Origin of the sequence: Verrucosispora sp. TAA-831 (assembly GCF_050780145.1) — a bacterium.
GTDB lineage: Bacteria > Actinomycetota > Actinomycetes > Mycobacteriales > Micromonosporaceae > Micromonospora.
In genome coordinates, this window is the sequence record NZ_CP192240.1 from 3,672,743 (window position 1) to 3,695,053 (window position 22,311).

Genomic DNA, 22,311 nt, shown 5'->3' on the forward strand with positions numbered 1-22,311 from the left:
GACGACAGAGGGAGTGGAATGTCCAGACTGCGTACTGCGGTGTCCGGAGTCCTCGCCGCCACACTCGCCATCGCCGGTGTCCTGGTCGCCGCCCCCGGCGCACAGGCCGCGACGGCGAACTTCGCCAAGGTCCAGGAGTGGGGCGGCGGCTACGAGGCCCGCTTCACCGTCCGCAACGACACCGCCACCACCATCACCAGTTGGCGGGTCGACTTCGACCTGCCGGCCGGGTCCACCCTCGGCAGCTACTGGGACGCCCTGCTGACCAGCAGCGGCAACCGGCACAGCTTCACCAACCGCACCTGGAACGGCACCCTGGCCGCCGGCGCGTCGACCACCTTCGGTTTCATCGTCTCCGGCAGCGGCACGCCGACCAACTGCACCGTCAACGGCGGCTCCTGCGGCGGTGGCAGCGCCGACACCCAGGCGCCCAGCGTGCCCGGCAACCTCCGGGTCACCGGCACCAGCACGTCGAGCGTGGCACTGGCCTGGAACGCCGCGACCGACAACGTCGGGGTCACCGGCTACGACGTCTACCGGGGCGGCACGCTGGCCACCAGCGTCGTCGGCACCACCGCCACCGTCGGCGGCCTGAGCGCCGCCACCTCGTACACCTTCTCGGTGCGGGCCCGCGACGCCGCCGGCAACGTCTCGGCGGCGAGCACGACGGTCTCCGCGACCACCGCACCCGGTGCGGTGACCGGCACCCCCGCCTCGATCAACGGCCAACTGCGGGTCTGCGGCGTGCAGCTCTGCAACCGGTACGGCAGGCCGATCCAGTTGCGCGGCATGAGCACCCACGGCATCCAGTGGTACTCGCAGTGCGTCAACAACGCCTCGCTGGACGCCCTCGCCTACGACTGGAACGCCGACGTGCTGCGCATCTCCCTGTACATCCAGGAGGGCGGCTACGAGACCGACCCGCGCGGCTTCACCGACCGGGTGCACGACTACATCGAACGGGCCACCGCGCGCGGCATGTACGCCATCGTCGACTGGCACATGCTCACCCCGGGCGACCCGAACCACAACCTGGCCCGGGCCCGCACCTTCTTCACCGAGATCGCCCAGCGCCACAAGGACAAGACCAACATCCTGTACGAGGTGGCCAACGAGCCGAACGGGGTGAGCTGGGCGTCGATCAAGAGCTACGCCGAGCAGATCATCCCGGTCATCCGGGCCCAGGACCCGGACGGCGTGGTGCTGGTCGGCACCCGTGCCTGGTCGTCGCTGGGCCTGTCCGAGGGCTCCTCGGAGACCGAGATCGTCAACAACCCGGTCAACGCCTCGAACATCATGTACACGTTCCACTTCTATGCCGCCTCGCACGGCACGACGTACCTGAACGCGTTGTCGCGCACCGCCGACCGGCTACCGATCTTCGTCACCGAGTTCGGCACCCAGACCGCCTCCGGCGACGGGACGAACGACTTCACCCGCGCCCAGCAGTACCTGGACCTGATGGCCACCAAGAAGATCAGTTGGGTCAACTGGAACTTCTCCGACGACTTCCGCACCGGTGCCGTCTTCACCACCGGCACCTGCGGTGGCAGCTCGTACACCGGGACCGGTGTGCTCAAGCCCGCCGGGGTCTGGGTCCGCGACCGGATCCGCACCCCGGACAACTTCCCCACCGCTTAGCGACGGCGCGAGGGCGGGACGGCCCGACCGGGCTGCCCCGCCCTCGCGATCGCCTGCGGACAAGGAAGGGTCCCCTGCTATACACCAGGCGTTAGCAGGGGACCCTTCCTTACACACACGGTCAGCCGCCGACACCGGAGCGGGCAGCCGCCGACACGATCGGCCCGCGCTGGCCCGGCGCGAGCACCCCGGCCGTGACCAGCCGGTCCACCACCTCGTTGACGTGCCGCACGAACTCACCACGGCTCGGCCACGGCGCACCGTCCAGGATGTGGTCGTTGACCGTGCAGGTGCCGGCCAGCGCGCGGTTGGCCACCCGGCTGTCGACGCCACCGACCACCACGGTCGCCCGGGTGTCCGGACCCGTGCAGATCGGCATGGCGAGCGGCCCGCCGACCACCGGCAGCCGCAACCGCGACGCCGCAATGTCCACCCCGAGCACGGTGCCCGGGGCCGGTTGCAGGGTGAACTCCCGGTCGGTGGAGAAGACCATCAGGCCGATCCGGTAGCCCGCGGGCACGACCTGGTCGTCCGGTTGCAGCGGTACGGTCACCTCGACGAACTCCCCCGGCACGAGCGGCTCGCTGCGGGTCAGCGAGTGCCGGTTCTGCGGGTCGGCCCAGCCCCGGGTGATGATGCTGGTGGTGCTGCCCTGGGTGCTGGACGTGCACCCCGAGGCACTGGTCCAGGGCAGGCGTACCAGCGCCACCGACAGGTTGACCGCCGGTTTGCTCGACCGCATCCGCAGCGTCACGGTGGCGGTGCCGGAGAGGTGCACCGGGGCGGTGAGTTCCGGCGTGACGTAGAGCAGCCGCTGGTCGGAGACGGTGGTGGCGAGGGCACCGGCGTTGCAGGCGGTGTCACCGGCGTCCACGAGTGATTCGACGCCGACGCCCGGCAACGCCAGCGAGGTCAGCCCGCCGCTGGTGTCGCCGCCGGGCGTGAACACCATGGTCACCGGCTGCGCGGCCGGGTTCGGATAGTCCGGGTACGGGGTGAGCGTGCTGGTCCCGGTCTCGTTGCGGACCACCCAGGCCCGCGCGTCGTCCTCCACGCCGTTGCGGAGGCCGTACAGGTAGCGGCTGAACCACCTGTTGCGCATCTCCAGCGGCGGCGCACCACCGTGTCCGCCCTGGTGGAAGTACATCTGCACGGGCGTGCCCCGGGCCTTGAGCGCGTCGGTGATCCGGACGCTGTGCTCGGGCATCACGTTCCAGTCGTTGAAGGCGTGTGCCATCAGGGTCGCCGCGCGTACGCCGCCGACGGCGTGCAGGTAGTCGCGCCCGGCCCAGAAGTCGTTGTAGTCGCCGTCGCGGCGGTCCTGGAAGCGGTTCAGCTCGTTGACCCGGACCTGCTCGACGCAGTACGCCCGGCGGTCCGGGTAGCCACTGTGGACGTAGTCGAACAGGTAGTCGATGTCCTCGCCGACCCAGCCGCCCGGGTTCCGGACCAGGCCGTGCGAGCGGTAGTAGTGGTAGTACGAGGTGTTCGGCGCGATCGGGATGATCGCGTCGAGTCCGTCCACGCCGGTGGTGGCGGCGGCCAGCGGCAGCGTGCCGTTGTACGACGTACCGGTCATGCCGACCTTGCCGGTGGCCCAGCCGGTGGCGGCGACCTCCACGTCACCGTCGACGCTGGTGTAGCCCTTCGCCCGGCCGTTCAACCAGTCGACGATCGCTTTCGGCGCCAACGACTCGTTGCTGCCGCCGACGGTGGGGCAGCCCTGCGACAGGCCGGTGCCCGGCGAGTCGGAGTGCACCACGGCGAAGCCGCGCGGCACCCAGGTGGCGACCTCGCTGGTGGAGACCGCCGTCCGGGTGGCGCGGTGGGCGATGGCCGGCGGCGAGGTCCGGGCCGGTGGCTCCTCCCCCAGCTCGTGCCGGACGTTCCAGAAGTACTGCGCCTGGGTGGAGGCGGTGCCCGCGTAGTAGGGGCTGGTCTCGTAGACGACCGGCACCTTCAGCCCGTCGCCGGTCTGTCCCGGTCGGGTCACGTCCACGTGCATCCGGTCGCGTCGGCCGTCGCCGTCGGAGTCGAACTCCGTCTCCACCCACAACTGCTGGCGGATCCAGTCGGCGGAGTCGGCGAACTCCGGCACGATCTGGGCCTGGCCGTCGACGAAGACCGGCCCGACCTCCTCCGGAGCGGCGACCGCGGGTGTCGCGACCGCCAGGGACAGGACGAGTGCCGCCGTACAGGGCACCGCCACCAGGGCGGCGACCCGTCGGCGCCCGCTTCGTCGCACCATCGTGAGCCCCTTTCCGTTGCTCGTCCGGGCGGCCCGAACGAGCAACGGACGACCCGGCGCGGTCGGCGGCTCCGGCCGACTGTCGTCGACGGCACGCACCGACCCCATCCTTGGGTGAGCAGACGGTAACGGTCCGTGGAGAGTGGACGCTTGAGACACCTGACGGAACTCCGCACGCCCGAGTACGACGAAACGTCGACCCCACTCAGGGGTTGAGGTACGCCAGCACCGCGAGGACACGCCGGTTCTGGTCGTCGGAGGGCGGCATGTCGAGCTTGGTGAAGATGTTGTTGATGTGCTTGCTGACGGCCTTCTCGGTGATGTGCAGCTTCGCGGCGATCGCGGCGTTGGAGCGGCCCTCGGCCATCGCGCCGAGCACCTCCCGCTCCCGGACGGTGAGTCCCGCGAGAGGCTCTCGGCGGGCCAGTAGCCGGGAGATCACCTCGGGGTCCATCGCGGTTCCGCCCTGGGCGACCCGGCGGACCGCGTCGACGAACTCGCCGACGTGGGACACCCGGTCCTTGAGCAGGTAGCCCACGCCGCCGTGCGGGGTGCCGAGCAACTCCCGGGCGTACAACGGCTCGACGTGTTGGGACAGGACGAGGATCGGCAGCCCGGGGATGCGGGTACGGGCGGCGATCGCGGCCTGCAGGCCCTCGTCGGTGAACGTCGGCGGCAGCCGTACGTCCACGACCGCCACCTGAGGCCGGAGGCTGACCAGGGCGGGCAGCAGGGCGGGTCCGTTGTCGACGGCCGCGACGACGTCGAAGTCGAAGGCCCGCAGGATCCGGGTCAACCCGTCCCGGAGGAGTGCGTGGTCCTCGGCGATGACAACACGCACGGCAACTCCATGGTGACGACGGTGGGCCCACCGACCGGGCTCGACATGGTCATCGTGCCATCGAAGGCGGCCAGGCGGCGTTCGATGCCACGGAGGCCGGAACCGGCGCCCGGGTCGGCGCCGCCGGTCCCGTCGTCGGCGACCACCATGGTCAGCGTGTCGTCGACGTGCCGTAGGGACACCGACCCGGTCCGCGCCCGACTGTGCCGGACCAGGTTGGTCAGCGTCTCGGCCACGGCGAAGTAGGCGGCCGACTCGACCGGGGTGTCGAGGCGGCCGGGCAGGTCGACATCGACCGTGATCGGCACCGGCAGGCCCAGCGCCAACGCCCGCACCGCGCCGTCGAGCCCGCGTTCGGCCAGCACCGGCGGATGGATGCCGCGGACGAGGTGGCGCAGCTCGACCAGGGCGGTGCCGCTGGACTCCCGTGCCTCCGCGAGCATCTCGTGGGCCGCGCTCGGGTTCCGGTCGATCAGCTCGTCGGCCAGGCCGATCATCATCCCCAGCGAGACGAGGCGGGCCTGGATGCCGTCGTGCAGGTCACGCTCGATGCGACGCAGTTCGGCCGCCTGGGCGTCGACGGTGTCGGCCCGCGTGACGGTCAGTTCGGTGACCCGCAGTCGCAGCTCCGCGGCCCTGGTCGGGGCGAGCAGCAGCCGGGTGAAGTGCCCGTCGACGCGGCGCAGCCACGGCGCCAGCCAGAGCCCACCGGCGAGGACGGCGGCGCCCTGCGGGACACAGACCAGCCCTTCCGCGACGGTGTCGACGGACCAGACGAGGCCGTAGCCGTACCAGTCGGTGCCGAGCCAGATCCACACCGGCACCAGCGTCAGGCCCAGCACGCCGTAGAGCGGCACGGCCAGGGAGATCAGGCCGAGGGCGGTGGACACCACCGCGCCGGGCAGGAGCCAGGCGAGGTCGCGCCAGGTGGCCGGGTCCGTGACGATCCACCGGAACCGCCGCCACCCGCCGGGGACGCCGCGTGCCGGGGGCGAACGGTAGGGCCGGACCACCGGGACACCGGCGCGGGTGGCCAGCCGGCGTTCGAGATCCGCGCGGTGGCGGACCAGCGTCATCGTCCACGGCAGCAGCGCCATGCCGAGGAACGGCACCGGGACCAGGACCAGCGCCACCAGCGAGACGCCGAGCAGCACGAGGTTCGTCGCGGCCAGACCGACGGCGGCCAGACCGGCGAGCACGGCACGCAGGCCCTGCCACGCCCACGCGTACGCCCGCTCGTCGCCGTCGACCCGGTCCATCGTCACATTGTGCCTGCGTGTCAGGCGCTTCTCGGTGGTGCTAGCACCCCATGGTAGGGAGGGGGCAGAACTCCTGACGGAGGCGTCCCGCGTGCGGTCTGCTGGGACCATGACGACCACCACGACGCCACCGCGCCCGGCGAGCGGCAGCGACTTCGCCGTCCTGTCCCGCCGGATCACCGATGCCGGGTTGATGCGACGCCGACCCCTCTACTACGCCCTGAGGTTGGGTGTCGTCGGGCTCATGTTCGTCGGCGGCTGGACGGCCTTCTTCGCCCTCGGTTCGTCGTGGTGGCAGATGCTCACCGCGGTGTTCCTCGCCGTCACGTTCGCCCAGGTCGCCCTCGTGGCACACGATCTGGCACACCGCCAGGTGTTCCGCACCCGGCGTCCGAGTGCGTTCGCCGGGCTGGTGGCCGGCAACCTCGGCGTCGGGATGAGCTACGGCTGGTGGATGGAGAAGCACACCCGCCACCACAACAACCCCAACCACGACGAGCTCGACCCGGACGTGGCCCCGGAGGTGCTCGTCTGGACCGCGGAGTCGGCCGTCGGCCGGCGCGGGCTGCGCGGATTCGTCGTCCGGCACCAGGCCGTCCTGTTCTTCCCCCTGCTCACCCTGCTCGCCGTCAGCCTCAAGGTGTCCAGCGTCAGGGCGTTGCGGGACGGCACGGTGAAGCGACCCGGTGTGGAGGCCACTCTGCTGTTCCTGCACGCCGCCGGCTACCTCACGGCCCTGCTGGTCGTGCTCACCCCGCCGCAGGCCGTGGCGTTCCTGCTGCTGCACCAGGGGATCTTCGGCGTCTACCTCGGGATGACCTTCGCGCCCAACCACAAGGGGATGCCGCATCCGACCGGCTCCGAGGACTATCTGCGCAAGCAGGTGCTGACCTCGCGCAACGTCCACGGCAGCCGGTTGGTGGACGCGGCACTCGGTGGCCTGAACTACCAGATCGAGCACCACCTGTTCCCCGCCATGCCGACGCCCAACCTGCGCCGGGCCCAGCCGATCGTGCAGGCGTACTGCGCCGAGATCGGTGTCCGCTACGAGCAGACCGGCCTGGTCGACTCGTACCGGCAGGCGCTGCGGCACCTGCACGAGGTGGGTGCCCCCGCGCGGGCCGCGTACGCCTCCCGGTGACTGTCCGACGAAGGCGTAGGCGTCGGGAGGCCGGGTAGGCAGCGGGTTCGGAGATTCCCCGACCACCGGGCACTGCCCGCCGGGAGGAGAAATCATGTCTCAGGACTACCGCAAGAGCCCCGAGACGGTCTCGCGTCTGACGCCCGAGCAGTATCGGGTCACCCAGGAGGCGGCGACCGAAACGCCCTTCGCCAACGAGTACTGGGACAAGAAGGACCCCGGTCTTCTATGTCGACGTGGTGTCCGGTGAGCCCCTGTTCGCCTCCGTCGACAAGTACGACAGCGGCACCGGTTGGCCCACGTTCAGCAGGCCGGTCGAGTCCGGGAACCTGGTCGAGATCCCGGACACCAGCCTCGGCGTGACCCGCACCGAGGTCCGGTCCGCGCACGGCGACAGCCACCTGGGCCACGTCTTCGACGACGGCCCGATCGAGACCGGCGGGCTGCGCTACTGCATGAACTCGGCCGCGCTGCGTTTCGTGCCCCGCGACGACCTGGAGCGCGAGGGCTACGGGGCGTACCTCGACCGGTTCGCCGCACGGCGCTGACCTTGTCCGAGGGCTCCCGTCCACCCGCGGAAGCGGGAGAAGGAGGCAGAGATGGCCGTCAAGACCGAAGCCCGACCGCGTACCGCCCAGATCCGGCCGTTCACGGTCGAGATCCCGCAGGCGGAGCTGGACGACCTGCGTCGGCGCATCGCCGCCACGCGATGGCCGGAGCAGGAGACCGTCGCCGACCAGTCGCAGGGCGTGCCGCTCGCGACGATCCAGGCCGTCGCCCGCTACTGGGAGCGGGAGTACGACTGGCGTGGCGTCGAGGCCCGTCTGAACAGCGTGCCGCAGTTCATGACCGAGATCGACGGGCTGGACATCCACTTCATCCACGTCCGCTCGAAGCACGAGGACGCGCTGCCGCTGATCATCACGCACGGCTGGCCCGGCTCGGTGATCGAGCAGCTCAAGGTCATCGGCCCGCTCACCGATCCCACCGCCCACGGCGGGAGCGCCGCCGACGCCTTCCACGTGGTGATCCCGTCGATGCCCGGGCACGGCTTCTCCGGCAAGCCGACCACGCCGGGCTGGGGTCCGGAGCACATCGCGAGCGCGTGGATCGAGCTGATGCGGCGTCTCGGGTACGACCGCTTCGTCGCCCAGGGCGGCGACTGGGGCGCGATCATCTCGGACCTGATGGGGGTGCAGGCCCCGCCCGAGCTGGCCGGGATCCACACCAACATGCCGGGCGCCGTACCGGCGGATCTGGACAGGTTGTTCCAGTCCGACATGAGCGGGGCGAACGACGCCCTGGGTTCGTTGCCGTCGACCCTCTCCGCCGAGGAACGGCGCGCCAGCGAGCAGCTCGACTTCGTGTGGAAGCACGTCGCGTACGCCCTGATGATGGGCACCCGGCCGCAGACCCTGACCGCGCTGGCGGACTCGCCGGTCGGGCTGGCCGCGTTCCTGCTCGACCACGACGCGCGCAGCCTGGACCTCATCTCGCGGGTCTTCGCGGGCGGGCCGGGCGGCCTCAGCCGGGACGACGTGCTGGACAACATCACGTTGTACTGGTTGACGAACACCGGCGTCTCGTCGTCCCGGCTCTACGCGGAGAACGCCCTGTCGTTCTTCGCCACCAAGGGCGTACGGGTGCCGGTGGCGGTGAGCGTCTTCCCGGACGAGTTGTACGAGGCGCCGCGGAGCTGGGTGGAGCAGGCGTACCCGAACCTCGTCTACTACCACCGGCTCGACCGGGGCGGGCACTTCGCCGCCTGGGAGCGACCGATGGCGTTCGCCGAGGAGTTGCGCGCCGGGTTCCGGCCGCTGCGCTGATCGACCGTCGTACCATCGCCGCGACCGGTGCCCTCGGGCGCCGGTCGCGCGCGTACGCCCGTCCGCCGCTCCCCGGTCGTCGCGTCAGTGGTCGGGGGTGGCGGTGCAGGGGTCGGACCCGGCGTCGGCGCGCAACCGCGTCACCGCCCGGGCGAGGAGTTCCTGCCGTCGGTGGTCCCGGCGCACGTGCACGACGATGCGACGCCGGACGACGGGACGGACCACCGGCCTCGCCACCGCCCCTTCGGGCAGCTCCACCACGGCCAGACGCGGCAGGAGCGTGACGCCGACGCCGGCCGCCACCAGGCGCAGCGCGGCCCGGTGGTCGTCCAGGCGGGCGGCGAACCGGGGAGTGAAACCGGCGGTCCGGCAGGCGCTGGAGATGATCTGCCCGATCGGGCTGTCGTAGATGTCGTGATCCACCCACGGCTCGGCCCCGAGGTCCCGCAACGCGATCTCGGGAGCCCCGGCGAGCGGATGCCCGACGGGCAGGACGGCGACGAGTTCCTCCACGGCGAGGTCGTGCCGCTGGTAGCCGTCGAGCCGGACCTCCACACCGCCCGCCGGCTCGGTACGGATGTCCAGGTCCGGCTGCCGGCGGCCCCGACCGTCGACCGGTTCGTTGAGGCTGATCTCGACGGTGAGGTTCGGTCGGTGCTGCCGAACGGTCTGGACCAGCCCCGGGATCCACCGTTCGGCGGCCGAGGCGAAGCAGGCGATCGCCAGATGTTCGCCCTGGCCGCCGCGCAGGTCGGCGACGACCCGTGCCAGGCGTTCGAAGTCGGCGACCAGCGTCTGTGCCTGGTCGGCGAGGTGCCGGGCGGCGTCGGTGGCGACGATGCCCCGGCCCTGCTTCACGAAGAGGACCAGTCCGGTCTCCCGGGCCAGCTCCGTCATGTGCTGACTGATCGTGGCCGGGGCGTAGTTCAGGTTCCGGGCGGCCTGGTTGATCGATCCGGCGGCCAGGACCGCCCGCAGCACCACCAGGCGTCGAGGGTTGAGCATGAGTCGACCGTACGGCGACGACGAACGATCAGCGATCTTTGTCTGCTTGTCGCTCCCGGCGGGGCCGTCGCAGGATGACCGGCAGGGACCGGCTCCGCGGCCTGCGCGTACGAGAGGACCGCTGATGGACACGACGTTCTGGGACCAGGCGGACCGCCTGCTGATCCGCTACGGGGCCGGCTTCACCCCCCGGATCATCGAGCGCGCCCACGGCTCGTACGTCTTCGACCGCGAAGGTCGGGCGATCCTCGACTTCACCTCGGGCCAGATGAGCGCCATCCTCGGCCACGCGCACCCGGACATCGTCTCGACCGTCTCGACCGCCGTCGCGTCGCTGGACCACCTCTACAGCGGCATGCTCAGCCCGCCGCTGCTCGCCCTGGCCGAGCGCCTCGCCGCCACCCTGCCGCCCACGCTCGGCAAGACGCTGCTGCTCACCACCGGCGCCGAGGCGAACGAGGCGGCGATCAAGATGGCCAAGCTCCACACCGGCCGGTACGAGATCGTCTCGTTCGACCGGTCCTGGCACGGCATGACCCAGGGGGCGGCGTCGGCGACGTTCTCCGCCGGACGACGCGGCTACGGTCCACCGATCCCGGGCAACCTCGCCCTGCCCACGCCGAACGCCTACCGGTCGCCGTTCCGGTCGGCCGACGGCACGTACGACTGGGAGGCGGAACTCGCGTACGGCTTCGCCCTGGTCGACCAGCAGTCCGCCGGAAGTCTCGCCGCCTGCCTGATCGAGCCGATCCTCTCCTCGGGCGGCATCATCGAGCTGCCACCCGGATACCTGCGCCGCCTACGGCAGATGTGCGACGAACGCGGGATGCTGCTCATCCTGGACGAGGCCCAGACCGGGCTCGGCCGCACCGGCACGATGTACGCCTTCGAGCGCGACGGGGTCGCACCCGACATCCTCACCCTGTCCAAGACCCTCGGTGCAGGGCTGCCGGTCGCCGCCGTGGTCACCAGCGCCGAGATCGAGCAGGTCTGCCACGACCGGGGTTTCCTCTTCTACACCACCCACGTCTCCGACCCACTGGCGGCGGCGGTCGCGCTGACCGTCCTCGACGTCATCGCGCGGGAGAAACTGGTCGAACGTGCCGCGCTGCTCGGCGAGCAGCTCACCGGTCGGCTCCAGGCGCTGCGCGACGCGCACGAGGTGGTCGGTGACGTGCGGGGCCGGGGCCTGCTCCAGGGCATCGAGTTGGTGACGGACAAGGTGAGCCGCACCCCGGCCGACGCCCTCGGTACCCGGGTCACCGCAGCCTGCCTCGACCGGGGGCTGCACATGAACATCGTCCAACTGCCGGGCATGGGCGGCATCTTCCGGATCGCCCCACCGCTCACGATCAGCGAGGACGACCTGCACGCCGGTCTGGACATCCTCGACGCCGCACTCACGGCGGCCCTACACGAACGGTGAGGCGCAGTGCTGTGCAAGCGGTCACGGCGGTGCAGCACGAGCGGTGAAGGCGCAGTCCTGTCCGCGATCCTGCACGAGCGGTGAGGACGCAGTCCTGTGCAAGCGCTCGCGTGACGGTGGCGTGAGCGGTGCGGCCACGCTCACGCCACCGTCACGCGAGCAGCCCGGCCACGCCCACGACAGCCGCGTGAACTGAAGCCTCACGGCAGCACCGCGCACCGACGGCAGGGCCACGGCGGGCTACCGAGCTGCGGGAGCAGGAAGGCCACGCTCACGGCGGTCCTCCGGGAACGGCCGGTCGCGCGACGACCGAGAGGCCGTCCACAGTGGCGGGATCGTCGGATGCGATCGCCGGACGCCGAGCACGGCGCGCGAGACGCCGAGCACGGCGCGCGAGACGCCGAGCACGGCGCGCGAGACGCCGAGCACGGCGCGCGAGACGCCGAGCGCAGCGCGCGAGACGCCGAGCGCAGCGCGCGAGACGCCGAACAAGGTGATGGGAAGCCTTCGCACTAGGCTTGTCGCCATGTCTGAGCCAACGCCCGGGCCGCGCAGGGTCGGCCAGCTGGTATGGGCCCCCGACGAGGTGACCGCCGGCATCGGAAGTCAGGTGCAACCGCAGGTCGGTCGAGGTCGGCGGGCGTTGCAGACCGGGCTGGCGGCCTTCCTCCTGACGTGGGTACCCACCCTCTTCATCCTCTTGGCGGCCACCTTCGCCGTACCGTCGTTGACCGACGACGCCGGTGCCGGTCGGGTCGCCCTCTGGGCGTTGCTGATCGCCGTGCTGTTCGCGGTCACGGCAGCGGTGAGCACGCTGTGGTCGAATCCTGACCGGGCCGGGGAGGAGCCCTCGGGTCTCGTCGTCGCGCTGCGGGTCGCACGCGGCGCAGTGCTGACCGGCGTGGGTGCGGGTGCGGTGCTGGCATGGCAAGGGCTGTCGGTACGGCAAGCCGTCACGCTGGCCGTGATCCTGGCGCTCATCCTGCGCGTCCTGCCGGTGGTCGCCGCGCGGACGCTGCAACGACGCCGCGGCCCTGAGCAAGAACCCCCCGCCGCCTCGACGCCCTGACCACCCGGTCGCCCCAGCACACCAGCCCACGAGCGAGCCCACCGCGAGCCGGGCACCGCCAGCCAGGCACCGCGAGCCGGGCACCGCGAGCCGGGCACCGCGAGCCGGGCACCGCGAGCCGGGCACCGCGAGCCGGGCTCTTCTGGATGAGTAGACAGCCGGTCGGCCTGGTAGACGTGTTCCCGCCGGCTTCGCCATGCCTCGCCGCGTCAGCCCGTCCGCTGTGTGAGTTGCTCCGTCGGACCGGCCGCTGTGGCGATCGGGCCAGCCCCGAGGCCACCGCCACCGCCACCAAACCCGAGGCCACCGCCACCAAAACGGACAAAGCGCCCGGCCCGACGCCTCGCTGGGCAGATCCAGGCAGGCACGTTCGCAGGTGGGTAGATTTGTTGTCGCTATAGCGACAACAAATCTACCCACCTGCCGATCTCTGCACGTCCCGCGCGCCCAGATGCAAGGAAGGGTCCCCTGTTAACGCCACCAAGCGTTAACAGGGGACCCTTCCTTGCACGCCCGGCGCTCTTGCTCGGCGGAGCGCGACCGGCGGCCGATCACGGCAGCGAGCACGCACCGCGGGCCGATCACGAGCACGCATGGCGGCCGATCACGGCGGCGAGCCACCCGCCGCGGTCGATCACGGCGCCGAGCACCAATGGTGGGCTGCCTCGACAGTCGGCACACCTCGTCGAGCCAGACGGACCGTGTTGGGGTGCGTGTCGACGTCTGCCGAGCGGGAAGACGCGAGGTGCCGCGCCGCGACACGCGTCGACGATCGAGCGTGCCCCTTGACGACGTACAACTGATTGGTTGTATATTGAAGTCGTGACGGAGACGAGTGAGGACCGGGCGGACGCCCTGTTCCATGCGCTCGCCGATCGCACCCGGCGGGACATCCTGCGCCGTGTGCTGGCCGGGGAGCACTCCGTCTCCGCGCTCGCCGCCAACTACGACATGAGCTTCGCGGCCGTGCAGAAACACGTCGCCGTGCTGGAGAGGGCCGGCCTGCTGACCAAGCGACGCAGCGGTCGCGAGCAACTGGCCAGCGGCGACGTGCAGGCGGTGCGCTCGGTCACCTCGATGCTCACCGCGCTCGAACAGATCTGGCGCGGCCGGATCGCCCGAATCGACGTACTCATCGCATCCGAAATCGACCAGGAGGACTGAACAGTGCCCGTCACCGACGTCAAGCAGGACCTCGACAACCTCAGCCTGACCATCACCGCTGACTTCGCCGCACCGGTGGAGCGGATCTGGCAGGTGTACGCCGACCCACGCCAGTTGGAGAAGATCTGGGGGCCGCCGACCTACCCGGCCACCGTGGTCGACCACGACCTCACACCCGGCGGTCGGGTGACGTACTACATGACCAGCCCGGAGGGCGAGCGCTACGCCGGATACTGGGTGGTCACCGCCGTCGACGAGGGGCAGAGCTTCGCCTTCGACGACGGCTTCGCCAACGACGACCTGACCCCCAACCCGGCGATGCCGGTCTCGAAGAACGTCTACACCTTCACCGCGCACGACGGCGGGACGCTGGTGACGTACGTGAGCACGTACCCGTCCGCCGAGGCGCTCCAGCAGGTGCTGGACATGGGCATGGTGGAGGGCGCCACCGGTGCGATCAACCAGATTGACGGCCTGGTCGCGGCCTGAGAGTTGCGGGAGCCGGTGCCGGTGCCGACCTGGAAGCCGGTGCCGGGACCGGCGCGCGTACCGGGCCCTGCGCGCCCGCCGGGCCGCGCACCGGGACCGGCGCGATGTTAGGAAGGGGCCCTTCCTATACCGCAGGCGTTAGCAGGGTGCCCTTCCTTTCAGATGGCCGCGTGGTTCACTACTCCCCCGGAGAACGAACACGAGGGGTGGCGGGTGCGGGTACTGATTCTCGGTGGCACCGCCGAGGCACGCGATCTCGCCGCCCGGCTCGTCGACCGGCCGGCACTGTCGGTGATCTCGTCGCTGGCCGGGCGGGTCGCCGATCCCCGTCTGCCGGTCGGTGAGGTACGCGTCGGCGGGTTCGGCGGTGCCGACGGGCTGGCCGGTTGGCTCGACGCCCATCGCGTCGACGTGCTGGTCGACGCCACCCACCCGTACGCGGCCCGGATCCGGACCGCCGCCGTCACCGCTGCCGCCCGGGTCGGCGTACCGCACCTACGGCTGGAGCGGCCGGGCTGGACGGCCCGTCCGGGTGACCGCTGGCACCGCGTACCGGACGTGGCCGCCGCGGTCCGGGAACTGCCGGCGCTCGGGCGGCGGGTCCTGCTCACCACCGGACGGCAGAGCCTCGCGGCGTTCCGCCCGTCGACCGGGTTGTGGATCCTGGCCCGGGTGGTGGACGCGCCGGACGACCCGCTGCCGGAGCACATTCGGCTGCTGCGCAGCCGGGGCCCCTACACGCTCGCCGGTGAACTGGAGCTGATCCGTACCCATCGCATCGACGTGGTGGTGACCAAGGACAGCGGCGGCCGGCTCACCGAGGCGAAACTCGACGCGGCCCGACAGCTCGGCCTACCGGTCCTGATGATCGACCGGCCGGTGCCCGCCGTCCACCCGACGACGGTGTCCAGGGTGGACGAGGCGGTGGACTGGGTGTCGGCGCTGCCGGTTCAGCCGGGATAGGTGCGCGGCGTCCAGACCACCACCGACTCGTCCCCTCGGGTGCTGACCTGGGTGGTCGACGAGCCGATGATGAGCAGGCACCGCATGTCCACCGTCTCCGGGTCGAGATCGCCGAGCGTGACCACGGTGATCGACTCGGTCGCCCGGCCCACGTCCCGGGCCAGCACCACGGGCGTCTTCGGGTCACGGTGACGCAGCAGCGTCTCCCGGGCCGCGCCGACCTGCCAGCGACGGCTGGCCGAGGCCGGGTTGTAGAGCGCGAGCACCAGGTCGGCGGCGGCTGCTGCGGCCAGCCGCGCCTCGATGACCGGCCACGGCTTGAGCCGGTCCGACAGCGACAACACCGCGAAGTCGTGCCCGAGCGGGGCACCGACCCGGCTCGCCGCCGCCTGCGCCGCGGTCAGGCCCGGCAGCACCCGCACCGGCACTCCGGTGAACCGGGCCTGCCCGGTCGCCACCTCGTAGACCGCGCTGGCCATCGCGAACACCCCGGGGTCACCGGAGGACACCACCACCACCCGGGCCCCGCCGAGCGCCAACTCCAACGCGTGCGCGGCCCGTTCGGTCTCCACCTGGTTGCCGGAGGTGTGCCGCTGCTGGCCGGGGCGCACCGGCACCCGGTCCACGTACGGGCCGTAGCCCACCAGGTGTTCGGCCTCGCGCAGCGCCCGCGCCACCTCCGGGGTGAGCCAGCGCGGTCCGGCCGGGCCGAGCCCGACCACGACCACCTCCCCCGCCGACGCCGGTGCCGGTGCCGGTGCCGGTGCCGGTGCCGGCAGGTCGTCCCGGCTGGCGGCACTGGTCGGGCTGGGCAGCAACGCCAGCGAGAAGTACGGCACCTCGTCGGCGGACACGTCGGCCAGTGGGGCGTGCCGTCCGCGCCGCGAGGTGGCCCGTTCCACGTACCACGTCTCGGGCAGCCGACCCGCGTCGTCCAGGGCGGCACGGACGTTGTCGAAGGTCCGACCCAGCTTGAGCACGGCGGCGGCGTCGGTGTCGGCGAGCCGCCGGGCGAGTTCCTCGGCGGGCAGCGTGCCGGGCAGGACGGTCAGCACCTCGTCGCGTTCGACGAGCGGCCGACCCAGCACGGCGGAGGCGGCGCTGACCGAGGTCACCCCCGGCACCACCTCGGCCGGGAACCGGTGCGCGAGCCGTTCGTGCAGGTACATGTAGGAGCCGTAGAACATCGGGTCGCCCGCGCAGAGCACCACCACGTCACGTCCGGCGGCGAGGTGGACGGCGAGCCGCTCGGCGCTGTCGTCGTAGAACCGGCGGATCACCCCCTCGTAGCCGTCCGGGTCGTCGGTGCCCTCGGTGGTGACCGGGTAGACCAGCGCCTCGTGAACGTGGTCCTCCCGCAGCAGCCCGGCCACGATGGACCGGGCGATGCTGCGACCGTGCCGGGCCGAGTAGTACGCGACCACGTCGGTCTCGCCGATCAGCCGGGCCGCCTTGACGGTCAGCAGTTCCGGGTCGCCGGGTCCGACGCCGACGCCGTAGAGCGTGCCGGGCTCCACCATGGTCACTCCACCTCGCTCGCGATGCCGTTCACCGCCGCCGCGGTGACGGCGCTGCCACCCCGACGACCGTGCACGACCAGGTACGGGATCCCGGCCGGATGCGTGGCCAGTGCCTGCTTGGACTCGGCCGCGCCGATGAACCCGACCGGCACGCCCACCACCGCCGCCGGCCGACCCGCGCCCTCGTCGACGAGTTCCAGCAGCCGGAACAGCGAGGTCGGGGCGTTGCCGATGGCGACCACCGCACCGTCGAGCCGGTCCCGCCACAACTCCATCGCGGCGGCGCTGCGGGTGGTGTCCAACTGCCGGGCCAACTCCGGAACCGCCGGATCACGCAGTGTGCACACCACCTCGTTGTCGGCGGGCAGTCGGCTGCGGGTGATCCCGGCGGCCACCATCGCCGCGTCGCAGAGCACCGGCGCACCGGCGGCCAGTGCCGCGTACCCGGCGGCAACTACTTCGGGGTGCGCCTCCACGTCGTCGACCAGGTCGACCATGCCGCAGGCGTGGATCATCCGCACCACCACCCGGGCGACGTCGGCGGGGAACCGGGACAGGTCGGCCTCGGCGCGGATGGTGGCGAACGAGCGGCGGTAGATCTCGGCGCCCGCGCGGACGTAGTCGTAACTCATCGTGGTCTCCGTGCCTGTGCCACCCGCTCGGCCAGCGGGCCGTGGTGATCTCCTCCTGGGCCGGCGACACGGTAACCGGCGCCGGTGGCCACCGCCAGGGCCGCCGGACCGGCGGGACGCCCGCAGCACCGGTCGCAGCCGGCCCAGTGCAGGGGAAGCGCGGCGGCGGCGGGCGGTGCGGCGGCGGTCAGGGCGGCGGTGGCATCGGCGCGGACGTCGGCGAGCGCGCTGGCGCAACCGGGTCGGCCGGCGCAGGCGGTCACCCCGACCCAGGGCGAGGCCGCGTCGACGACCAGCCCGGCCCCGGTCAGCGCCGGCACCGCCGTCTCGGGTGCGGCAACCACGACGACGGTCCGCCACGGGGTCACCACCACCGGCTCGTCGGTCAGTGCGGCGAGCGTGTCGGCCTGCGCGGCGGTGAGCCGACCCAGTGGTGCGGCGACGACCACGATGCCGGCCGGATGCGGACCGACCGGAGGCGGGTCGCTCTGTGGCGGGTCGGTCGGCTCGGCGTGCGGCCCGCCGAGCGCCGCGACGATGGCGGCGGATGCCTCCGGTAGGTCGGCCACCCGCCACACGTCACGCCGTCCGGCACGAAGCCGCAGGAACGCCCGGGCGGCGGCGACGATCGTTGCGGCGACCTGGTCGGTGTCGGCCCGCAGCCCGACGTCGCGGCCCGCCACCAGCAGCGCACCGGTGTCAGCCAGCCAGCACAGGTCCGCGCCGAGGGCGGCGACGTCACCCCGGCCGTCGTCGACGGCGACGAGGAAACGGCCGCTGAGGTCGGCCAGCTCGGGACAGGCGCAGAGGGCCTCGTCGACCCGGGCCACCACCGGCCGTACGTCGGGTCGGCCGCCGTGGTCCAGGCCACTCAGCGGTGAGGCGAGGATGTTGCGGACCGTCTCGTGGCTGGCGCTGGGCAGCAGCCCCGACTCGACCAGCACGGCGGCGATCCGGTCCACCGCCTCCTGGTCGCCGATGCCGCGGAGCTGCACGTTCGCCCGTGAGGTCAGCTCCAGCGTGCCGTCGGCGTCGCGTCGGGCGGCGGCGGCCAGCCGGCGCAGTTGGGACGTGCTCAGCCGACCGCCGGGAAGGCGTACGCGCACCAGGAGTCCGTCGGCGGCCTGATGGGCTCGGAGCGCCCCGGGACACCGGTCGGCGCCGCAGCGGCCGGACGGGGTGGAGACAGCGGGCACCCGTTCATCGTAGAGTCGGAGTCTCGGCACGGAACCCGCCGAGATCAGCATCACGCGGTCGGCGCGGAGGAACCCGGTGCGAGTCCGGGGCGGTCCCGCCACTGTCACCGGCCCGGCCTCGTGCCGGGCCGCGAGCCAGACACTCCGGTCGACCGCGACCGACGGCCACGGGCGCGGACCCGGGGAGGAGTCAACCATGCCCGGTGACGGCGTGATCCTACTACTGTCCACCTCGGACACCGACCTGCTCAGCGCCCGGTCCAGCGGTGCGGCATACCGGCTGGCGAACCCGGCCCGCGTCGGTGAGGAACCGGAGGCGCTGGCCGACCTGACGGCCGGCGTGGACCTCGTGGTGGTCCGCATCCTCGGCGGTTACCGGATGTGGCAGCGTGGTCTGGACACGCTGCTCGGCGGCGACGTGCCGGTGGTCGCCCTCGGCGGTGAACAACTCCCCGACGCCGACCTGATGGCCCGCTCCACGGTGAGCCAGGGCATCGCGGCACAGGCACACGCCTATCTGGCGCAGGGCGGTCCGGACAACCTCCGCGAGCTGCACGCGTTCCTCAGCGACACGGTGCTGCTGACCGGTCACGGTTTCGCGCCGCCGCTCGCGCACCCCGACTGGGGGGTCATGGCGCGTCCGGCACCGACGGTGACCGGGCCGACGGTGGGCATCCTCTACTACCGGGCCCACCAGCTCAGCGGCAACACCGCCTTCGTGGAGGGGCTCTGCGCGGCCGTCGAGCAGGCCGGTGGCGTACCGCTGCCGGTGTTCTGCGCGAGCCTGCGCGCCCCCGAGCCCGGCCTGTTGGAGACGCTCGGCCGGGCGGACGCGCTGCTGGTCACGGTGTTGGCGGCCGGGGGCACCCGGCCGGCGGAGGTGTCCGCCGGGGGTGCCGACGAGGCGTGGGACGTCGGCGCGCTCGCCGAGCTGGACGTGCCGATCCTCCAGGCGCTGGCGCTGACCCAGGACCGCGCGTCCTGGGTGGACAGCGACGACGGGCTCAGCCCGCTGGACGCGGCGACGCAGGTGGCGGTGCCGGAGTTCGACGGTCGGCTGATCACGGTGCCGTTCTCGTTCAAGGAGACCGACGCCGACGGGTTGCCGCACTACGTCGCCGACCCGGAGCGCGCCCGCCGGGTCGCCGGCATCGCGGTCCGGCACGCCCGGCTGCGGCACGTGCCCCCGGCCGAGCGGCGGATCGCGGTGGTGCTGTCGGCGTACCCGACGAAGCACGCCCGGGTCGGCAACGCGGTCGGCCTGGACACCCCGGCCAGCGCCGTACATCTGCTGCGGACGCTGCGCGGGCGGGGCTACGACGTCGGTCCGGTCGACGGCCCGGACGCGCTGCCCGGTCTGCTGCCCAGCGGTGACGGCCAGGACGCCGACGGGGACCGCCTGATCCACGCCCTGATCGCGGCCGGCGGCCAGGACCCGGAGTGGCTCACCGAGGAGAAGCTGGCCGGTAATCCGGTCCGCGTTCCGGCCGCCACCTACCGCCGCTGGTTCGACGCGCTCCCCGACGACCTGCGGGAGGCGATGACCGAGCACTGGGGTCCCGCCCCCGGTGACCTGTTCGTCGACCGGTCCGCCGACCCGGACGGCGAGATCGTCCTGGCCGGGTTGCGGGCCGGGAACGTGCTGCTGATGATCCAGCCGCCCCGCGGGTTCGGCGAGAACCCGGTGGCCATCTACCACGATCCGGACCTGCCGCCGACGCACCACTACCTGGCCGCCTACCGGTGGCTGGACGAACAGTTCGGCGCGCACGCCGTGGTGCACCTGGGCAAGCACGGGTCGTTGGAGTGGCTGCCCGGCAAGAACCTCGGCCTCTCCGCGAGCTGCGGCCCGGACGCGGTCCTCGGCGAGCTGCCGCTCATCTATCCGTTCCTGGTCAACGACCCGGGTGAGGGCGCGCAGGCCAAGCGGCGGGCGCACGCCACCATCGTGGACCATCTGGTGCCGCCGATGGCCCGCGCGGAGAGCTACGGCGACATCGCCCGGCTGGAGCAGTTGCTCGACGAGCACGCCAACATCGCCACCATGGACCCGGCCAAGCTGCCGGCCGTACGGGCGCAGATCTGGACGCTCATCCAGGCCGCCCGGCTCGACCACGACCTGGGAATGGAGCAGCGCCCGCACGACGCCGAGTTCGACGACTTCCTGCTGCACGTCGACGGCTGGCTCTGCGAGGTCAAGGACGCGCAGATCCGCGACGGCCTGCACGTGCTCGGGCACGCCCCGACCGGCGAGGCGCGGATCAACCTGATGCTGGCCATCCTGCGCGCCCGTCAGGTCTTCGGCGGGCAGGCCGACGCCGTGCCCGGTCTGCGGGCCGCGCTCGGCCTCGACGAGGGCGGCGCCGAGCAGACCGCCGAGGTGGACCGGATCGAGGCGGCGGCCCGCCGGCTGGTCGAACAGATGGAGCGGCACGACTGGTCCGTCGAGGCGGTCGACCGGGTACGCGCCGAGGTGCTCGGCGACGACCACCCGCACGGCGCGGAGGTCGGCCGGGTGCTGACGTTCGCCGCCACCGAGGTCGCGCCGCGCCTGGCCGGCACCTCCGGCGAACTCGACGCCGTGCTGCACGCCCTCGACGGCGGCTACGTGCCCGCCGGGCCGAGTGGTTCGCCGCTGCGCGGACTGGTCAACGTGCTGCCGACCGGCCGCAACTTCTACACCGTCGACCCCAAGGCGATCCCCAGCCGGTTGGCCTGGGAGACCGGGCAGGCGATGGCCACCAGCCTGCTGGAGCGCTACCGCCGGGACACCGGCGAGTGGCCGCGCTCGGTCGGCCTGTCGGCGTGGGGCACCTCGGCGATGCGGACCTCCGGCGACGACATCGCCGAGGTGTTGGCGCTGATCGGCGCGCAACCGGTCTGGGACCCGGCGTCCCGGCGGGTCACCGGCGTCGAGATCGTCCCGCTGGCCGACCTGGGGCGTCCCCGCATCGACGTCACGCTGCGGATCAGCGGCTTCTTCCGGGATGCCTTCCCGCACGTGGTGCTCCTGCTGGACGACGCGATCCGGGCCGTCGCCGCGCTGGACGAGCCGGACGAGGAGAACTACCTCGCCGCGCACGCCCGCGCCGACGCCGCCCGGCACGGCGACGACCGGCGCGCCACCACCCGCATCTTCGGCTCCAAGCCCGGCGCGTACGGGGCCGGGCTGCTGCCGCTGATCGAGAGCGGGAACTGGCGCGACGACGCCGATCTGGCCGAGGTCTACACCGTGTGGGGTGGCTTCGCGTACGGCCGTGACCTGGACGGGCGGCCCGCGCGGGAGGACATGGAGTCGGCGTACCGGCGGATCGCGGTGGCGGCGAAGAACACCGACACGCGTGAGCACGACATCGCCGACTCCGACGACTACTTCCAGTACCACGGTGGGATGATCGCCACGGTGCGGGCGTTGACCGGGCAGGCGCCCCGGGCGTACATCGGGGACAGCACCACCCCGGACGCCACCCGTACCCGGTCGTTGACCGAGGAGACCGCGCGGGTGTTCCGGGCCCGGGTGGTGAATCCCCGGTGGATCGCGGCGATGCGTCGGCACGGCTACAAGGGCGCGTTCGAGATGACCGCCACCGTGGACTACCTGTTCGGGTACGACGCCACGGCCGGCGTGGTCACCGACTGGATGTACGAGCAGCTCGCGGAGAGCTACGTGCTGGACCCGGAGAACCAGCGGTTCCTGCGCCGGTCGAACCCGTGGGCGCTGCGCGGGATCGTGGAGCGGCTCACCGAGGCCGCCGACCGTGGGCTCTGGGCCAAGCCCGACCCGGCGCTGATGGACGCGCTACGGCAGGCGTACCTGGAGGTCGAGGGCGACCTGGAGGAATCCGGCTGAGTGCTGCCGCCCCGGGGAGACACGCCGGTTCCCCGGGGCGG

At 72.2% G+C, this 22,311-nt stretch carries 18 protein-coding genes and 1 riboswitch; of the genes, 11 read left to right on the top strand and 7 right to left on the bottom strand.

Going from position 1 to position 22,311, the window contains the following annotated elements:
• The first annotated feature begins 18 nt into the window (after window positions 1-18).
• Complete coding sequence (locus tag ACQVFL_RS16570; RefSeq protein WP_431726913.1) at window positions 19-1,641, top strand: cellulase family glycosylhydrolase; 1,623 nt, start codon at window positions 19-21, stop codon at window positions 1,639-1,641.
• A gap of 121 nt (window positions 1,642-1,762) precedes the next feature.
• Here the strand turns inward: ACQVFL_RS16570 and ACQVFL_RS16575 are convergent, their stop codons facing one another.
• The 3 genes from ACQVFL_RS16575 to ACQVFL_RS16585 form a co-directional block, all read right to left on the bottom strand.
• Window positions 1,763-3,889: a Xaa-Pro dipeptidyl-peptidase gene (locus tag ACQVFL_RS16575; RefSeq protein ID WP_431726914.1), complete on the bottom strand. Its 2,127-nt coding sequence runs from the start codon at window positions 3,887-3,889 to the stop codon at window positions 1,763-1,765.
• A 205-nt stretch (window positions 3,890-4,094) separates the two neighbouring features.
• Window positions 4,095-4,730 (bottom strand): LuxR C-terminal-related transcriptional regulator, encoded by a 636-nt coding sequence (locus tag ACQVFL_RS16580; RefSeq protein ID WP_396696902.1) that lies wholly within the window; start codon window positions 4,728-4,730, stop codon window positions 4,095-4,097.
• Window positions 4,682-5,989, bottom strand: a complete 1,308-nt coding sequence (locus tag ACQVFL_RS16585) for a sensor histidine kinase (protein ID WP_396696900.1) — start codon at window positions 5,987-5,989, stop codon at window positions 4,682-4,684. Before ACQVFL_RS16585 ends, ACQVFL_RS16580 begins: the two co-directional genes overlap by 49 nt.
• Window positions 5,990-6,098: 109 nt before the next feature.
• Between ACQVFL_RS16585 and ACQVFL_RS16590 the strand changes: the two genes are divergently transcribed.
• From ACQVFL_RS16590 to ACQVFL_RS16605, 4 genes are all read left to right on the top strand, one after another.
• Complete coding sequence (locus ACQVFL_RS16590; protein WP_396696898.1) at window positions 6,099-7,130, top strand: fatty acid desaturase family protein; 1,032 nt, start codon at window positions 6,099-6,101, stop codon at window positions 7,128-7,130.
• Between the two features lie 94 nt (window positions 7,131-7,224).
• Window positions 7,225-7,380 carry a peptide-methionine (R)-S-oxide reductase gene (locus ACQVFL_RS16595; protein WP_431726915.1) on the top strand — a complete coding sequence of 52 codons (156 nt, stop codon included), beginning with the start codon at window positions 7,225-7,227 and terminating at the stop codon, window positions 7,378-7,380.
• The gene (msrB, locus tag ACQVFL_RS16600) at window positions 7,370-7,678 is read left to right on the top strand and encodes a peptide-methionine (R)-S-oxide reductase MsrB (protein ID WP_431726916.1); all 309 of its coding nucleotides are present in this window, start codon (window positions 7,370-7,372) and stop codon (window positions 7,676-7,678) included. The genes ACQVFL_RS16595 and msrB overlap by 11 nt, the downstream gene beginning before the upstream one ends.
• Before the next feature lie 51 nt (window positions 7,679-7,729).
• Window positions 7,730-8,956: an epoxide hydrolase family protein gene (locus tag ACQVFL_RS16605; protein WP_431726917.1), complete on the top strand. Its 1,227-nt coding sequence runs from the start codon at window positions 7,730-7,732 to the stop codon at window positions 8,954-8,956.
• A gap of 84 nt (window positions 8,957-9,040) precedes the next feature.
• On the opposite strand, the gene ACQVFL_RS16610 is transcribed toward ACQVFL_RS16605, so the two are convergent.
• A complete protein-coding gene (locus ACQVFL_RS16610; RefSeq protein WP_396696892.1) occupies window positions 9,041-9,961 on the bottom strand; it encodes a LysR family transcriptional regulator in 921 nt (306 codons plus the stop codon).
• A 124-nt stretch (window positions 9,962-10,085) separates the two neighbouring features.
• On the opposite strand from ACQVFL_RS16610, the gene ACQVFL_RS16615 reads away from it, so the two are divergent.
• The 5 genes from ACQVFL_RS16615 (at window position 10,086) to ACQVFL_RS16635 (ending at window position 15,072) form a co-directional block, all read left to right on the top strand.
• Complete coding sequence (locus tag ACQVFL_RS16615; RefSeq protein WP_396696890.1) at window positions 10,086-11,387, top strand: aspartate aminotransferase family protein; 1,302 nt, start codon at window positions 10,086-10,088, stop codon at window positions 11,385-11,387.
• A 526-nt stretch (window positions 11,388-11,913) separates the two neighbouring features.
• Window positions 11,914-12,456 carry a hypothetical protein gene (locus ACQVFL_RS16620; RefSeq protein WP_396696889.1) on the top strand — a complete coding sequence of 181 codons (543 nt, stop codon included), beginning with the start codon at window positions 11,914-11,916 and terminating at the stop codon, window positions 12,454-12,456.
• Between the two features lie 822 nt (window positions 12,457-13,278).
• Window positions 13,279-13,620: an ArsR/SmtB family transcription factor gene (locus tag ACQVFL_RS16625; protein WP_396696887.1), complete on the top strand. Its 342-nt coding sequence runs from the start codon at window positions 13,279-13,281 to the stop codon at window positions 13,618-13,620.
• Between the two features lie 3 nt (window positions 13,621-13,623).
• Window positions 13,624-14,109, top strand: coding sequence for an SRPBCC domain-containing protein (locus tag ACQVFL_RS16630; protein ID WP_396696885.1), 486 nt, complete (start codon window positions 13,624-13,626; stop codon window positions 14,107-14,109).
• Window positions 14,110-14,322: 213 nt separating this feature from the next.
• Window positions 14,323-15,072 carry a cobalt-precorrin-6A reductase gene (locus ACQVFL_RS16635; protein WP_431726918.1) on the top strand — a complete coding sequence of 250 codons (750 nt, stop codon included), beginning with the start codon at window positions 14,323-14,325 and terminating at the stop codon, window positions 15,070-15,072.
• Here the strand turns inward: ACQVFL_RS16635 and ACQVFL_RS16640 are convergent.
• From ACQVFL_RS16640 to ACQVFL_RS16650, 3 genes are read right to left on the bottom strand one after another with little or no spacing between them, the layout of a single operon-like run.
• Window positions 15,060-16,592 (bottom strand): precorrin-2 C(20)-methyltransferase, encoded by a 1,533-nt coding sequence (locus ACQVFL_RS16640; protein WP_431726919.1) that lies wholly within the window; start codon window positions 16,590-16,592, stop codon window positions 15,060-15,062. The two genes, ACQVFL_RS16635 and ACQVFL_RS16640, sit on opposite strands and share 13 nt — an antisense overlap.
• 2 nt (window positions 16,593-16,594) lie before the next feature.
• Entirely contained in the window at window positions 16,595-17,224 is a 630-nt protein-coding gene (locus tag ACQVFL_RS16645; RefSeq protein ID WP_431726920.1) for a precorrin-8X methylmutase, read from the bottom strand.
• Window positions 17,221-18,420, bottom strand: a complete 1,200-nt coding sequence (locus ACQVFL_RS16650; RefSeq protein ID WP_431726921.1) for a precorrin-3B synthase — start codon at window positions 18,418-18,420, stop codon at window positions 17,221-17,223. Before ACQVFL_RS16650 ends, ACQVFL_RS16645 begins: the two co-directional genes overlap by 4 nt.
• Window positions 18,421-18,486: 66 nt before the next feature.
• Window positions 18,487-18,565, top strand: a riboswitch (cobalamin riboswitch).
• Window positions 18,566-18,616: 51 nt separating this feature from the next.
• Between ACQVFL_RS16650 and cobN the strand changes: the two genes are divergently transcribed.
• Window positions 18,617-22,270: a cobaltochelatase subunit CobN gene (cobN, locus tag ACQVFL_RS16655; RefSeq protein ID WP_431726922.1), complete on the top strand. Its 3,654-nt coding sequence runs from the start codon at window positions 18,617-18,619 to the stop codon at window positions 22,268-22,270.
• Window positions 22,271-22,311: the final 41 nt, after the last annotated feature.

What these genes read in the sequence shown, in the direction of transcription:
- ACQVFL_RS16570 (WP_431726913.1), top strand. Translation starts at nt 19, where the DNA reads ATGTCCAGACTGCGTACTGCGGTGTCCGGAGTCCTCGCCGCCACACTC.
- ACQVFL_RS16575 (WP_431726914.1), bottom strand. Translation starts at nt 3,889, where the DNA reads ATGGTGCGACGAAGCGGGCGCCGACGGGTCGCCGCCCTGGTGGCGGTG.
- ACQVFL_RS16585 (WP_396696900.1), bottom strand. Translation starts at nt 5,989, where the DNA reads ATGGACCGGGTCGACGGCGACGAGCGGGCGTACGCGTGGGCGTGGCAG.
- ACQVFL_RS16590 (WP_396696898.1), top strand. Translation starts at nt 6,099, where the DNA reads ATGACGACCACCACGACGCCACCGCGCCCGGCGAGCGGCAGCGACTTC.
- ACQVFL_RS16595 (WP_431726915.1), top strand. Translation starts at nt 7,225, where the DNA reads ATGTCTCAGGACTACCGCAAGAGCCCCGAGACGGTCTCGCGTCTGACG.
- ACQVFL_RS16605 (WP_431726917.1), top strand. Translation starts at nt 7,730, where the DNA reads ATGGCCGTCAAGACCGAAGCCCGACCGCGTACCGCCCAGATCCGGCCG.
- ACQVFL_RS16610 (WP_396696892.1), bottom strand. Translation starts at nt 9,961, where the DNA reads ATGCTCAACCCTCGACGCCTGGTGGTGCTGCGGGCGGTCCTGGCCGCC.
- ACQVFL_RS16615 (WP_396696890.1), top strand. Translation starts at nt 10,086, where the DNA reads ATGGACACGACGTTCTGGGACCAGGCGGACCGCCTGCTGATCCGCTAC.
- ACQVFL_RS16620 (WP_396696889.1), top strand. Translation starts at nt 11,914, where the DNA reads ATGTCTGAGCCAACGCCCGGGCCGCGCAGGGTCGGCCAGCTGGTATGG.
- ACQVFL_RS16640 (WP_431726919.1), bottom strand. Translation starts at nt 16,592, where the DNA reads ATGGTGGAGCCCGGCACGCTCTACGGCGTCGGCGTCGGACCCGGCGAC.
- ACQVFL_RS16645 (WP_431726920.1), bottom strand. Translation starts at nt 17,224, where the DNA reads ATGAGTTACGACTACGTCCGCGCGGGCGCCGAGATCTACCGCCGCTCG.
- cobN (WP_431726922.1), top strand. Translation starts at nt 18,617, where the DNA reads ATGCCCGGTGACGGCGTGATCCTACTACTGTCCACCTCGGACACCGAC.